Annotated in this window: 12 protein-coding genes; 1 reads left to right on the forward strand and 11 read right to left on the reverse strand. The window is 33.3% G+C overall.

Features of this window, described 5'->3' with window-relative positions; genetic code table 11:
- The first annotated feature begins 23 nt into the window (after positions 1-23).
- Positions 24-1,163, forward strand: coding sequence for a lipoprotein N-acyltransferase Lnb domain-containing protein (locus ACNQF8_RS07895; RefSeq protein ID WP_417953192.1), 1,140 nt, complete (start codon positions 24-26; stop codon positions 1,161-1,163).
- A gap of 29 nt (positions 1,164-1,192) precedes the next feature.
- Here ACNQF8_RS07895 and ACNQF8_RS07900 read toward each other — a convergent pair whose 3' ends face one another.
- From ACNQF8_RS07900 to ACNQF8_RS07950, 11 genes are all read right to left on the reverse strand, one after another.
- Complete coding sequence (locus ACNQF8_RS07900; RefSeq protein ID WP_417953193.1) at positions 1,193-2,587, reverse strand: exopolysaccharide biosynthesis polyprenyl glycosylphosphotransferase; 1,395 nt, start codon at positions 2,585-2,587, stop codon at positions 1,193-1,195.
- A 273-nt stretch (positions 2,588-2,860) separates the two neighbouring features.
- Complete coding sequence (locus tag ACNQF8_RS07905) at positions 2,861-4,210, reverse strand: O-antigen ligase family protein (RefSeq protein ID WP_417951878.1); 1,350 nt, start codon at positions 4,208-4,210, stop codon at positions 2,861-2,863.
- Positions 4,207-5,307, reverse strand: coding sequence for a glycosyltransferase (locus tag ACNQF8_RS07910; protein WP_417953194.1), 1,101 nt, complete (start codon positions 5,305-5,307; stop codon positions 4,207-4,209). Before ACNQF8_RS07910 ends, ACNQF8_RS07905 begins: the two co-directional genes overlap by 4 nt.
- 126 nt (positions 5,308-5,433) lie before the next feature.
- Positions 5,434-6,549 carry a glycosyltransferase gene (locus ACNQF8_RS07915; RefSeq protein WP_417951880.1) on the reverse strand — a complete coding sequence of 372 codons (1,116 nt, stop codon included), beginning with the start codon at positions 6,547-6,549 and terminating at the stop codon, positions 5,434-5,436.
- Positions 6,550-6,559: 10 nt separating this feature from the next.
- A complete protein-coding gene (locus tag ACNQF8_RS07920) occupies positions 6,560-7,543 on the reverse strand; it encodes a hypothetical protein (RefSeq protein WP_417951881.1) in 984 nt (327 codons plus the stop codon).
- 56 nt (positions 7,544-7,599) lie between these two features.
- Positions 7,600-8,592 carry a glycosyltransferase family 2 protein gene (locus tag ACNQF8_RS07925; protein WP_417953195.1) on the reverse strand — a complete coding sequence of 331 codons (993 nt, stop codon included), beginning with the start codon at positions 8,590-8,592 and terminating at the stop codon, positions 7,600-7,602.
- Positions 8,593-9,612, reverse strand: coding sequence for a hypothetical protein (locus tag ACNQF8_RS07930; protein ID WP_417953196.1), 1,020 nt, complete (start codon positions 9,610-9,612; stop codon positions 8,593-8,595).
- 3 nt (positions 9,613-9,615) lie between these two features.
- Positions 9,616-10,404: a glycosyltransferase family 2 protein gene (locus tag ACNQF8_RS07935; protein ID WP_417953197.1), complete on the reverse strand. Its 789-nt coding sequence runs from the start codon at positions 10,402-10,404 to the stop codon at positions 9,616-9,618.
- A 3-nt stretch (positions 10,405-10,407) separates the two neighbouring features.
- A complete protein-coding gene (locus ACNQF8_RS07940; RefSeq protein ID WP_417953198.1) occupies positions 10,408-11,931 on the reverse strand; it encodes a glycosyltransferase family 2 protein in 1,524 nt (507 codons plus the stop codon).
- Positions 11,932-11,936: 5 nt separating this feature from the next.
- A complete protein-coding gene (locus tag ACNQF8_RS07945; RefSeq protein WP_417953199.1) occupies positions 11,937-13,088 on the reverse strand; it encodes a glycosyltransferase family 4 protein in 1,152 nt (383 codons plus the stop codon).
- 3 nt (positions 13,089-13,091) lie between these two features.
- Positions 13,092-13,970 (reverse strand): hypothetical protein, encoded by an 879-nt coding sequence (locus ACNQF8_RS07950; protein ID WP_417953200.1) that lies wholly within the window; start codon positions 13,968-13,970, stop codon positions 13,092-13,094.
- Between the last annotated feature and the right edge of the window lie 489 nt (positions 13,971-14,459).

The raw sequence follows: 14,459 nt of genomic DNA on the forward strand, positions 1-14,459 counted from the left end.
TAAAAACAACAATACCACAAAAAATGTATATAGCTTCCTTTAAAAAAATAGTTCTTTTCATACTCTTGCTTTCAACTACAAGCTATAGTTTCGGACAAAGCATCGAATTATCAAAAAACACACAAGTTAGCGTAATTACTTGCGGAACGGGTAACGAATCCTATTCTCTTTTTGGGCACACTGCGATTCGGGTACGCGATACCATCAACGGAATTGATGTGGTATACAATTATGGCGCATTTGATTTTAACACTCCAAATTTCGTTATGAAATTCATAAAAGGCGACTTACAATATTTTGCTGTAGCGCACTCCTATCCTGATTTCATTAATCAATATCAATATGAAAAAAGATCTGTTTATGAGCAGGAATTAAACATGCCATTCCCTTTGAAGCAAAAATTATTTGACAACCTGAATACTTCTTTAGCCTCTGGCGAAAGTCATTATACCTATAAGTTTATTGATAAAAACTGTACATCGATGGTTGTTGACATCATAAACAAAACTTTAGACACCATCGCAATTGTAAAGAACACGGATACTGACTTCACTTACAGAACAATCCTTTATCCTTATTTTGACAATCACTTTTACGAAAAATTAGGGACAAGCATCATCTTTGGAAAAAAAGTAGATGGTTTGGGGACGCAACTATTTTTACCATTTGAACTGCAAAAAAGTCTGAAGAAAGTTTCTTTTCAAAATCATCCGCTGGCGCAGGAAAACAAAACACTGTTAGAATTCGATAATAAAGCTCCTGGCTCTTGGTGGAATAATATGTATACCTATTTACTTTTCCTTGGGTTTATGGTATTCTTAAATAAGAAAAGTGTCGATTTATTTTACCTCATCCTAATAGCGATTATAGGCCTGTTTTTTACGTTTATTGGATTTTATTCGTCACATTTGGAATTAGGATACAACTATAATATTTTACTTTTTAATCCAACTTTATTAGGATTGCTTTATTTTTATTGGACAAAAAACAAAAAAGGAATTTACAATTTGGCTTTAATAAATTTACTCTTGTTAGCAATCTATTTCTTTGTAGTAATTAACAAAGTTCATTTTTTACTGGCACTGCCATTAATAATTACTAACGGAATTGTTTTGGTAAGACTGGCAATGCAGAATAAAAAACGCATTCCAATTATCATTTAATTTTTTTTAAATAATAATAATAATAAATACTATTGTCCTCTATAAAATAAAACGGTGGTAATTGTTTTAAAAGCAATATTTAAATCCAGAAAAATACTTCTGTGTTTGATATAGTACAAGTCGTATTGAAGTTTTATTAAGCTGTCATCTATAGTCGCTCCATAAGCGTAGTTCACTTGTGCCCATCCTGTAAGGCCCGGTTTAATGATATGCCTTGTTTCATAGAAAGGCATAATTTCGGCAATTTCCTTTACAAAAAAAGGACGCTCAGGACGAGGGCCAATAACAGCCATATCCCCTTTTAAGATATTTATAAATTGCGGAAATTCATCAATTCTGGTTTTTCTTAAAAATTTACCGAATGCTGTCACCCGAGAATCATTTGTAGTGGTAAAAACTGCTCCGTTAGATTCCGCGTTACTGACCATCGTTCTGAATTTTAAAATTTCAAAAACCACACCATCTTTGCCTACACGTTCTTGGGTATAAAATAGCTTTCCCCGGTTTCCTATTGCGTTTCCAAGCAGTATTAATGGAAATAACACCAAACCGATACACAATCCAAGCACCGAAGCACTAATTTCAAAAATACGAACAGCAATTAAATACAACTTATTGTGATTGCTTCTGCTAAAAGGAAAAAACCGATAAAAATCTCTGGACATATAATGTACCGGAATACGTTGCGTTTTACTCTCGTATACCTGCGTGTATTCCCGAATTATAACTCCAGACTCCAGTAAATAAAGCAATTGCTGATACAACTCAGCCGTAATTCCATCTGTCTTTTGGGAAGCAATTACAATTTCGGATATAGAATTTTGTTTTACGAAAGAAAACAACGTATCCCGCTTTATATTTTTAACGTAGGGAAATTCGACTGTCTCATCTTCAGCTGCATCAGCATTAACAAATGCAATTATTTTATAATGGGGATCGATATTTTCTAATCCGGATATTAACTCTTCTACTTGTTCATTATCACAAATTAAAACGGCATTTTGCAAAAATCGAGTAGAGGCTAAAAACGAAACATAAAACATTCTCCATAAAAACAAAGCCAAAAACACCACTACATAAAACAATACAATCTGAATTCTTTTCGAAGGAAGTTCTGGAGAAAAAATTGGTGTTAGTAAATACACTAAAACAGTTGTTGAAACAGTAAGAATAGAGCTCTTTAGTACTTGAAATTGATTACTGGCAACCTGAAGATTATACATTTCGAAAATAGTACCGAAAAGATTAATATAAACGCCCAGAATTAGCATCCAATAAAAATTACTGGTAGACAAAATAAAATAATCAAAATCAAATATATTTCCTATCAAGAACAAAGAGCCAAAAACAAAAAAAACATCAAAAATACGGAGAATCATCTTTCGTTCTGATATTTCAAAATGCATTTTATCGACTGAAAACATAGGTGGTATTTACGCTTAGGACTGCAATTTAGTACTTTTGCTTAGAAGTAAATGGAAGAAATATTATTTTTTTTAACAAAATTTTAATAGAGACCGTTTTAATACAACATAAACACTATTAACATACCTAAAGAAAGTGATTAGAGTGTTTTATCCACTACTAAAATGTGTCCAAAACAGATACGGAACGCACTTATCAATAAATAACTCATCGACCACCGAACACTGAAATCTGATTACTAAACACTGACCACTGATCACTCCAAAAACTGATCACTCTTCTTCACTCTTAACCCTCCTAGGACTCCCCAACTGCACATTCAGCAAAGACAGAGAATACACAAATGCAGGAGCCGCAGTTCGCATCGCTGCATGATTAATGGTTAACAACCAAAATACAACAAAACATAATAAGAACATATTGAACTTATTTTCTAAATATAAAACCAGAGGGGTAAAAAATAAAATTAGTAATGCTAATACTCCTAATGAACCATGCTCCGCTAACATACGGGTAATTTCATCGTGTGACAAAGCCGCCCCCGGGGTGTCTAATTTTCTAACTTCAACTCCTTTCCCAACACCTACACCAAAAATAGGATTCTTTAAAAAGATATTAATTTCATCCGTTGCTATTTCCTCTCTTCCCGTCAATTGACTTTTTTTTGCCCTTCCGGCGGCATCTTGATTCGCATACCGCTTATCAATAAGCCCACCTGTTTGAAACGATGTATACGACCACGTTGCTATTAGTGCAATTACTAATAAAACTATGATATAATTTAATTTCACCTTCCCTGCAAAATTAGATTTAAAATACAAAAAGAACAGTAGTAAGAAAATCATCAAAAATCCGGTAATCATTCCCCCACGAGAAAAAGTAATCATCCCCCTATACGTAATATTCAAGGCTATAAAAACATTGATTAAAATTTGAAATTTTGATTTACTATCCAATATGATACGGGAAAAAAAAACAAACATTCCCAAGCCAAGTATAGTGGCTACTTGATTAGGTCCATATCCACCGGAAGTTTCATAATTAGATTGTGTACTGGTGATAATATCTCTAACATTTGGTGTATAAAAAGTCAAATACACCATACAAGTTACAATTGGCAAACCCATACTTAACAAAATACTATTAGTGTCTTCTAATGAAATTTTTCGTCTATAGGTATATAAGGAAGCGATTCCCAGACAAACAGGACCAGATATATTAAAAGCAATGGCTTTTCGGATATCAGTACCTAAATCCAATGCAAAAGTTGAAATGACGATACTAGGAACCAATAATATTAAAAAAAGCCAATACGGAGCAGCACCTTTAGAAAATCCGCTAAAATACATCCCTATAAAGACAAAAACCATGACCCCATATTTAGAAATTTCATACAAGGGATTACCATCCGTCATCCTCAAAAAAACTTCACTTCCTACGATATATGCAGCCGCAACAAGTGCTTCATTATTTCTATTTTGGCTTTTAATGACATAATAAACACCAAAAATAAAAATGAAATACCCATATATTTTAGAAATAAAGGGAACAGCATATACCATTGCCCCAAGAACGACATGGAAAAGAATTAAAAACAAATAGGATTGATCCTCTTTTTTCATTTACAAATATTGTTTAACCAATTTAAATACGCTGTAACGACAGCTTTTTTTGAATAATGCTCCTGTACCTTTTTATAAAGTAAATTGCCAAACTCGAGTTGCAGAAACTCTTTTTCTATTAATGCAACTAATGCTTCGTAAAACAAATGCTCATTATGGGGAGCCACAAGGAAACCGTTTTCGCCATTGATAATCAACGAGGATATTTCACCTACATCAGTAATTACAACAGGTTTTTTTAATCGTCCATATTCTAAAAGAGCAACAGGAAGACCCTCTGATTGTGATGTTAAAATCCCGATAGTAGCTTGTTGTAAAATATTTTCAATATCGGATTTGGTACCGTAAAGAAACACATTTTTTTCTAAATCAAAAGCAACTATAAGATCCTTGATTTTTTGAGAATAGACATCATTAAAATCTTTTCCGACCAAATGAAAAGTCCACTCTGGATGGGATATTTTTAGTTTACGTGCTACTTTCAATAATAAAAAGTGATCTTTCTGTACTCTGAGATTAGCTAAACATACGATTTGCTTTCCTTCGATTCCCTTCAATACAGTAAGTACCGTGCTATTATTCTTTTCAGAAGGAAAATTAGGCAAATAAACCGTATTCTTGAAATTCATTTTTTGCTCAGCCCAAACTTTCAATTTTTGGTTTACGGCAATAATTCCGCTAAAAAAAGGTAACATAATTTTTAAAGCACCTAATGGCCTTTTGGATAAAAACTCACTATCCCCATAATGGTCATGCCAAATTAATTGTATCGAGGGATGAACTAATTTCAATAAAAAAGCTAGAAAAAAAGAAGTACTGTGAGCATGAACAATAGTGACCTTATGCTGCTTCACATAATTTCTTAACATGTAAAGTGCTTTTAAATCAACGGCTTTATTTCTATTCAAAAATAAATATGATACCCCTTCGTCAACCTGATTTAAAAGTGGTCCTTCTTTACGACTAACCACCAATCCGGAAAACTCAATCGTATGAAATAATGCATTAGCATAACTCACTGCCATACGCTCGGCGCCGCCTGCCTCAAGAGAATCTATAATTTGAATGACTCTTATTTTATGATTATTATGTTGCATCTTGCTTCTCTTCTCTTATTTCTTGTTCCCTTAATCAAGGAGTCTTACATTTTGCCACTCCCATCGCTCCCAATTCTAACCCTCCAAACCTTAAACCTTAAACTTTAAACCTTAAACTTCAATCCCCTAAACAATTAACTCCTTAATCGCTTCCTCAAAAACATCCAGTGTAAACATTCTGGACCATTCAGCAGCTTTATTTTTTTTAGCATCAAAATCGGTTTGATCCTGTAAAGTCACCTCAATTTTAGCAATATCTTTTTCTAAATCCTGCTGCAATAAAATCCCTCTATTCCCACAATCCAACATATAAGGCACACAAGAAACGGAAGTAGCAATCGGAACACAACCCCAAAACATACCCTCCGCGATTACTTTGGGCCAACCTTCGCTGTCAGAAGGCAAAATCACAAAATAACTATTCTGATAGGCTTTCTTAACAATGTCATGTGTTTGGTTTCCCTTTAATGAAACTATATTTTGTAATTGTTGTTTAACAATATAATCTTCAAGAAGTTTTCGTTCTACCCCATCACCATAAAGATTCAATCGCACTGCATATCCTTTTTGATGCAAATTTTCTACTAATTGTATAGCATATAACGGATGTTTACCTTGAACTAAGGCACCAACAAAAACAAAATCAACAATTTCATTCAGACTTTTTTGAGCTACAGGTACTATATCATGGGTTGTATAGGAAGCTGTAAAAAAAGGTTTTATATTTTGGCTCGTGCCTTCCCACTCACCGTAAACCAAAACCTGCATATTTCGGGTTAAAAAAGTATTATTCAAAATCCATTGTTGCAATTTATAGGTCAAAGGTTGTTTGGATTTAGGATCCCAATTACCTGCATATTTTGCAGTTTTAGGCTTATTCGGAAATACAATTTGTACTATACAAGCTAAAAAACCAATATTCCCGGGACAGCGCAAATGAATGTGATCAGCAGATTGCATCGCTTTAAAAAGAATAAATAGTAAGCCTGGAAGTTTCAAAATAGTCCGCAAAATAGATTTAAGCGATAGGATATCAAAATTTGATACGGTTATAAACTCTATTTTGGGATGTACATACGAACTGTCAATTGCAGTTGCATCACCAATAAAAAAAGGGGCAACAATAACTAATTCATCTACATTTTCCCCCCAAACATTCATTTCTCTAACATAGGGAGCATAAGCATAATATTGATTATCAGCTTTAGAATGTGGGACATGAGTAAATATTGCGAACTTCATATTTTAACTATTACAGTTTCGAATTGTTTTTTAAAGTTGACTCACTATTTAATACAGACTCAACCACGTATTTTGCTTGTGCCGATGGGGTACAAAACCTATCAAAATAAATTTTACCATTAGCGGCTATTGTTTCATGATAGTCCGCATTATCAATTATTTTATCTAAAAGTGGTTTGAATTCTGTTGTTTTTTCTATAAAATGAGCTTCGGTATGCTGTGTTAAATTTTTAGGCAATTCAATTTTAAAAGGAAATGACATAACAAATAAACCTTGATTTAAATATTCAGCTAATCTCCAGCTAACCGCTCCACAAACTGCAGGATTATTTAATGCAATTTTAGATCTGGCGCTTAACTTTGAGAACATTCTGGGAGAATATTTTTCATCGTTAAGTTCATTATCAAATCCATAATTATTCCCATCAGACCGAGGTATAAATCCACCTTTAAATACTATTCTGTTATCTGCTTTACAAAAACGAATAAACTCAGCACGAATTTGATTGGTTTCTGGTTCTTTTTTCCAAATATTAGAAGAGAAAAAAATAAAATTATCTTTTTTAAAACTTTTTTGGTACTGCAAATACAAAGGCCTTCTTAGAAGAATATAAATTTGCTGCAATACCTCTTTTAATTTCAAATAACGAAACAGATCAAATCCAAAAACACGACAATAAAGCAGAACAATATTAACGGGATAATGAGGATAAAGTGGTTTAACTTTTGGTTGTTTATAAGAATCATGATTAATAAGCTTATTAGTCACAAAATAAATACTGGCTAAATCATATAATTCTGGATGAACTCCTGTAGGATCATCATTATCTATTACGGATATTGTATTATTAACCTTAAAAATCAGTAGGGGCTTGTTATTGAACTTAGCAAAACTAGGGTCCATTTTGAATTTGACCTTATACTCTTGATTCAATCCTAACAAATAGTAAGAAGAATAAAAATTAGGAATATTCAATACTTGTATTTCTATCATAATCTTGTCATTACCTATTGGGAACTAAATATGGAATGCATTACTTTCATTAAAACTTACTTCGGCTTATTAATCCATAAACTCCACCACCCCGCAGTTCTTCCTAAAGCTTCGGTTAAGGCTTCTTTTTTATTGCTTGTCGTAAGCACATTACTGTATCGTATTCCAGTTAAAAGTAAAGTTATAGCATGCCATTTTAATTGATGTTTCAATGTGGGACTTGGGTTTTTGGTACGCCATACATACCATCCGTTACGCACCACCATTGTTCCATATTTATATTGATTAGGCCTACCTGCAGCATCATGATAATGGTTTAGTCTCGCCGCTGTATTCAAGTATAACTTACCTATTTTAGCGGCTCTTAGGGTAAAATCAGCATCTTCATACAAACCATAGCCTTCAAAAAAAGTCGAAAAATGTAGCGTGTCAAAAACTTTTTTTCTAAAAGAGGAAACCCCTCCCATCAGCATTTCTACTTCATAAGTTTTACCATTTGGAGGTAAAAAGCCCACACTGCGACCGTGAGAATACAGTGATGAATAACCCGGTGGACAATCACTGTCCAATCCTAATTTTTTACGCAGGATAAAACGACTGCCGTCTTTTTGCTTCCATCCGTCAAAATAAAATTCTTGGATTGTAGGCTGATAATTAGGTCCTACAAATTGAAATTTATTCTCATTGCAAATGTAACCTCCCACACCCAACGCTTGCGGATAATCCGTGTAGGTTTTCAAAATTTGTTCAAAATAGTCTTTTTCTAAAACGGTATCATCGTCTAAAAAACAAACAATGTCAATTCCTTCATTTACTTTAGCTACACCATAATTACGCTGTTTCGTAAGACCTCTATGCTCAGGTTCCACTAAATAATAGTGTAGGTTTTTGAAAGGATTTTGATTCAAAACTGTTTCGGTATCCTGATTTAAGGAACCATCAACAATTATAATTTCATCAGGATAAACCGTTTGCCCGATAACAGATTGCAGTAATTGCAAAAGAGGTTTCGGACGCATATAGGTGCAAATAATCAGAGTAAATTTCATTTATATTTTTTCGTTAAAAAGAGTAGAAAGCGTTGTAAAATACGATTCTCTATTCAATAATTGAAGCCACAAATTACGGTTATTAACTTGCATCTTTTCAAAATCTTCAGCAGTTGTTTTTTGATGAAAAGCTATTAATGCCTCACAAATGTTTGTGTCAGAAGCAAGGATACAATGTGCTTCCCAATTGACAATCCCTTCCAAAGGTAATCTAAAATCAGTATCTATAACAAAAGGAATCCTTCCCATGGCAAGGGTTTCATAAAATCGTACAGAATAATTACCGGCTCCTCTAAGACAAAATGTGTAGGGATTGGCAGCTATATTTTTAAAAAAATCCTGAATTGTTTTCTGTTTATCCTGTGCTGTTTTTACTCCGGCTCGGTATTGATTTCTAAAAACAAAATCAGTTTCAATTTGATTATTTTTCTGCAATAAAGACAAGTACTTGTAGCGTTTTATACTAGAAGGATAAAAATGTTGATAATCAGTAAAGAGCACTTTGGTCAATCGCTTGTAATTGTGTAATAAAAAAACCAATACTTCTTTTACCCATTTAGTCCACGAGTTACTTGCGTGACCTACAAAACCAATTCTGGGTAATGGATTTTTAGGAATAGGTTGAAATTGGTTTTGAATAATAGCATAAGGATCTTCAATGAAGGAAGGCAAAATAAAGGTGTTGGCATCAAATTTTGAATTAAAACCACTTAATCTAAAAGTATAAACCGCTTTATTTAAAGTCAATCCATAATCACCAGCGGTATAAACCCATACTTTTTTATGCAATGCAATAGCTTTGTCTATATAATCAAAAAGCCATTGCTTCTGTTTTTTTTGAAAATATTCACTGATATCTAATGGTACAATTACAACAACTGCTTCCTCCATTTGGGTGACCAACTCATACTTTCTTAACAATTGCTCATTTTTTGTATAACACAAATCAAACAATAACGGAAAAACACATCTTCGGTTTTCCGGTGTAATAAAGTGTTGGTCTGTGTATATTTTTAGCATGTATTATTTTCTAAAATTTTTATAGGTTACCAGTCCTCTTTTGGATTTACTATAAAGGATACATTCTAAATGTAATCTAAAAGCGCGCGCAATCTTAATCAATGATTTATTTATTTTAAATTTTGGATTTTTGAATTTTACATTTCGGTCTATTACTGATTTACTTCCTTCCACAGAGGAAATATATTTATTTGGTACTATAGCAATCTTGGATTTAGATTTAAAAATTCTTATCGCGTATTCAGTTTCCCCATAATCTCCTGAAGTATTTTCAAGATAAAAACCATAATTATTGTAAAATTCTCTTGTTGTGATAAATGGATGATCACTATATTGATATGCGTTCACTAAAAAATTCTGAAAAGAAAATTTTGGAATCAAAAATATATTTTGAGTTAACGTAATGAGTTTTTTAAATTCATAATCAGATTTCAATCTAATCATATTAGCTCTTTGAGAATGTAATAGTTCAAAACATTCTGGTAGAATATCAATTATTTTAGAATTTAAAATAAAATCTTCCTGGCAATAAATAATATATTCTCCCTGACATGCTCGAATACCTTTATTTATATTAGCCGCCAATCCTTGATTCGTTCTGGAAGTAATCAACTTATCAATTTCGTAGTCTTGTATTATTTTTAAATGTTCTTCTTGACTGGCATCATCACTCACCACAATTTCAGAATCTACTACTTTCAGACTTTTTATAGCCATTAAACATTGCAACAAATCATCGGGTCTATTGTAATGTGTGATGAGAAAACTGATTTGTACTTTTCTATTTTCCATTCGTTATAATTTATTAGCCCAATATTGACTTAGACCCCATTTTTTTTGAAAAATTTTGAAAGAAACAAAATAATTTTTAAACGGTTCCTTTTTTATTATTTTAAAAAAGGAAACTAATTTGTAGCACAAAAGTTGTTGTTCTGTATAATGTTTCAAAAAAACATACATAATAGTAGGCGATGGTTTAGGTTGCATTTTTTCATCATCCCACAATTGTTTTACTTTGATTCTGAACCCACCCATGGGAGCCTTAAGATGCAAAATACGTATTTCCGGGAAATAAATAACATCTAATCCGTTATTGCGCAACTGCATTCCAAAATCAATATCCTCTCCATAACCAAACTCTAAGGCCATATCAAAAGATACCGTCGCTAAACAACTAGCTTTTACAAAACTATTTCCGGAACCAAATATTCCCGATTGATTCGTAATACTATAGCGTTGCGGTTCATTTTGTTGAAGACACGAAGTTGTGATAATGTTAGTGCCAAATTGTTCTATTTTATAAAATACAGTTTTAAAAAAATCTACATCAAAACTAATATCATCATCAGCTAAAAACACCCATTCACTTTCCACTTGGCTTAAAGCCAAATTACGGGCATTACAAGCACCAGCCTGATGAGTGAAAATATGTTTGATGTTAAAAGGCCAAGTTTGATTCGTCAAAAAATCCAATTCAGAAACACTGCCCGGCTGAGGATTTTGTTCTACAATTATTACATGAACCGGCAAATGGGTTTGTTGTGCCAAATCGTGCAAAACGTTATGTAAATAATTTTTCCGACCAATGGTAGGAATAATAACATCAATTTGTTTTTTTTCTACAACGGTCAAAGTTGATTGAACCGGAATAGCATCTAAATTCACTTCCTTTTTTTTTCTGCTTTTAAAAAACAACGAATATAACAATGGAAATAGTGGAATTTTTTTTTCGAAGACAAGCAAATTCAAAAACAACAATACTATCCAACGTTTTTTATAATGCTGTTTTACAAATCGAAATAAAACAAATAAATTGGCTTTTTGAAGATGGGGCTGTGGTGCGTTTTTTAATAACAATTTGGGTTCTGAATAACACAATAACCCCAAAATCATTCCAACTTTTGCTAGGGAGTTTAAAAAGTAATCAAAATTAGCGTCGGCTTTTATAGTATCTCCAATCATTTTTAGTACTGAAGCATGAATCACTCCAACATCACTACTCATTAACCAAGTAGGATAAGTACACTTTTTATTGACTTTAATAAAAGGGGATTCTTCTACAAAACCTATTCCATTTCCTAAGAAACCAATATCAGTTGCAGTATAAGAAAGCATCATTTTATTATGATGAAAAAGCGTTGCAATCTTTTCCATATTCAAACTGTTTTCCAGCAATTGATGGCACCAGACGATAGGATCCTGAGGAAATTGATGGGCCAATATCATAAGTACTTCTGCAATACTCGAATGCACCTCAACAGCAACTGATTCATTATGATTCGACACAACTTTAGTTACACGGTTATTTTGATGATACACTACAATCACGATTGACCAATAATAGATTTATAAAAAAGAATATTTTGTTGCACAATTTTTTCTATGTCAAAAACAGCTTCTACACGTTTTCTTGCCTTTACCCCCATTGACAAGCAGAGGTCCATGTCGTCTAACAACGAAATTATTCTATCAGCATAAAGAGAATGATTGTGCGGATGTACCAGAAAACCACTTTCACTATCTACGATTAATTCCTGTGCCCAACCAATATTAGTATTAACCACCGGCTTTTGTAGCGCCATTGATTCTATAGTTACCATGCCTAAAGTTTCAGCAAAGCTGGGAAAGAGACAAACGTTTGCTTGTTTAATGTAGTTTTGAACATCCTGATAAGGTATTTTCCCAAGGTAACTTACTTTTTCTAAATCATTTGTATCAAATTCTTTTTGAAGCAGTTGCCAGGTCGAATGACTACCTGTTTTTACATCTGAAGAATCTCCACCTATTAAAATTAGCTTCGCTTCCGGAAATTGCAATCTAACTTTATTAAAAATTTCGGGTAATTCGAAAACGCCTTTTTTGCGTATGATGGTCCCTATGTACAACAGCAATCCCTTTTCAAAATGTTGAGGATTTGGATTTTCAAAATGTTCTAATGCTAATCCGTAATGAATAGTTTGTATAGTTTTGTTTTTAATATCAAATAATTCTTGAGAAATTTTTCCTGCATAAGTAGTCGGTGCAATAAAGGCCTTGGCTTTTTTAGTTGCTAATTTTTCAAACCAAAAATTCTTTGCTTTTTGATGTCGTTTTTCGATATGGCAAAAATAAGTATCACTTCCATGAAACCGAATCACCAATGGCGCTTTCAAACGCATAAAAGCAGTTATTCCAGTCCAGTCAGGTGCTTCTACAGCATCAATTTGTTCAGACAGGATGTGTTTATTTAAGTAGTTCTGGAGGTACTTTCGATGATAATACCAACCCATGAATTTGTATTTTCTGTTTTTGATCAAATGAATGGTCATTCCATCCGCTACAAGTACCGCATCCTCTTGCTGGCCATATACAAATACTGAAACTTTGACTTTTTCTTTGGCCAAAGCAACCACTAAATTCTTGATACTGGTACCAATACCGGCAGCGTGAGCTACTCTTTCGTGGGGATATTCAGGAGTTAGAAAGGCAATGTGCATAGTTTATTTATTAAAAAAATCATTTAAAATTATATCCGTAAACTTACGTGCTCCAGCATCATTCATATGTCCGCAGGAGGAGAAAAACTGATCGCCTTGAACTGTACTTTCATAATTATGAATTTCGGGATACATCTGATGTACTTTTTCAAAATAATTTAATCCTTTGGTATTAGTACACATGGGTGTCATAACGGCTATCAGGTTAATATGATTTATTTTGCAAAGATGCTTTATTTCTTCATAGTATTTATTAAGCAAGGGTTTTAGATTAGTCAAGTCATTTTTCATATTGGCATTTGGGTTTTTACCCAACGGATAATAGCCTAAATGATCCAATAACTTGGTTGGTTTTTTTAGGGCAGCGTTATACATTTCCCTAAACCCTATTTGAGGTTCAAAAACAATGTACCTATAAAAGGGAAGGTAATAGTTAACCCAAAAATCAGGCTGTTGTGCAAAATGAGCTGCAATAACTTTAGAATCGTGAATATAAGGCATAAATTTAGATGCCACACTCTCAGATTCCTTCTCATTCGACAAGTTCAAATCGGCTTCAAGTATCACATTTTTTATGACATACTTCCGTTCTATCATTAATTTCAGTAGCAATGAGGCTTCAAACAAATGCCCGCCACTCATACCATAATTAAAAGCCTTCAATCCTTTGTCTTCAAACATTGGCGCAACAAAATGATTATTAGCTCTCGAGGATCCTAAAATTACTACATCATAAGCCCTGCCTTTTGAATTAAAGACATTTTCTATTTTCCCTCTATTGGAGGATTGTAAATACACTTTTGTATATACTAAATCTAATGCAACCAACACAAAAAAGGTCAGCAAAAATATTTTGATGGTAAAAATTAAAAACCGTTTCATCTTAAATTCTAGTATTATAATTATTTATGCTATTGAAAGCGCTCGCTTTTACAACTCGACTACATTGGATTTCACAACCCGACTTTTCTTGTCACGTCGAGCGCAGTTGAGACGCTTTTTATTCCACTGCGCTAGCTTTTACAACTCGACTACTCTTGTCAGATAGACATTTGCACTGTTCTAATACGAAGTACAGTCGAGACGCTCTTTAATTCACAACCAATCTCGACTGCGCTCGATTTGACAGCTCGACTGTAGCCCGTCCTGAGCGAAGCCGAAGCGCTCGATTTCTTAACTGAGTTGCGCTTTGTCAGGTCGAGCGCAGTCGAGACGCTTTATCACATCGAAAGTTTATACTGTGCTATAACGAAGTACAGTCGAGCCACGTAATCATATTATTCTTCAACATCTGGCTTGTATTTATAATGCGTTGCATTTCTGCATTCTGATAAATCTTGTAATCTGTCAAAATTACCATCAATTAATGCT

It is taken from the genome of Flavobacterium labens, from assembly GCF_048286755.1.
In the GTDB taxonomy this organism is placed as follows: Bacteria; Bacteroidota; Bacteroidia; order Flavobacteriales; family Flavobacteriaceae; genus Flavobacterium.

Coding starts and splice junctions, on each gene's coding strand:
- ACNQF8_RS07895 (WP_417953192.1), top strand. CDS start 24: ATGTATATAGCTTCCTTTAAAAAAATAGTTCTTTTCATACTCTTGCTT.
- ACNQF8_RS07900 (WP_417953193.1), bottom strand. CDS start 2,587: ATGTTTTCAGTCGATAAAATGCATTTTGAAATATCAGAACGAAAGATG.
- ACNQF8_RS07905 (WP_417951878.1), bottom strand. CDS start 4,210: ATGAAAAAAGAGGATCAATCCTATTTGTTTTTAATTCTTTTCCATGTC.
- ACNQF8_RS07910 (WP_417953194.1), bottom strand. CDS start 5,307: ATGCAACATAATAATCATAAAATAAGAGTCATTCAAATTATAGATTCT.
- ACNQF8_RS07915 (WP_417951880.1), bottom strand. CDS start 6,549: ATGAAGTTCGCAATATTTACTCATGTCCCACATTCTAAAGCTGATAAT.
- ACNQF8_RS07920 (WP_417951881.1), bottom strand. CDS start 7,543: ATGATAGAAATACAAGTATTGAATATTCCTAATTTTTATTCTTCTTAC.
- ACNQF8_RS07925 (WP_417953195.1), bottom strand. CDS start 8,592: ATGAAATTTACTCTGATTATTTGCACCTATATGCGTCCGAAACCTCTT.
- ACNQF8_RS07930 (WP_417953196.1), bottom strand. CDS start 9,612: ATGCTAAAAATATACACAGACCAACACTTTATTACACCGGAAAACCGA.
- ACNQF8_RS07935 (WP_417953197.1), bottom strand. CDS start 10,404: ATGGAAAATAGAAAAGTACAAATCAGTTTTCTCATCACACATTACAAT.
- ACNQF8_RS07945 (WP_417953199.1), bottom strand. CDS start 13,088: ATGCACATTGCCTTTCTAACTCCTGAATATCCCCACGAAAGAGTAGCT.
- ACNQF8_RS07950 (WP_417953200.1), bottom strand. CDS start 13,970: ATGAAACGGTTTTTAATTTTTACCATCAAAATATTTTTGCTGACCTTT.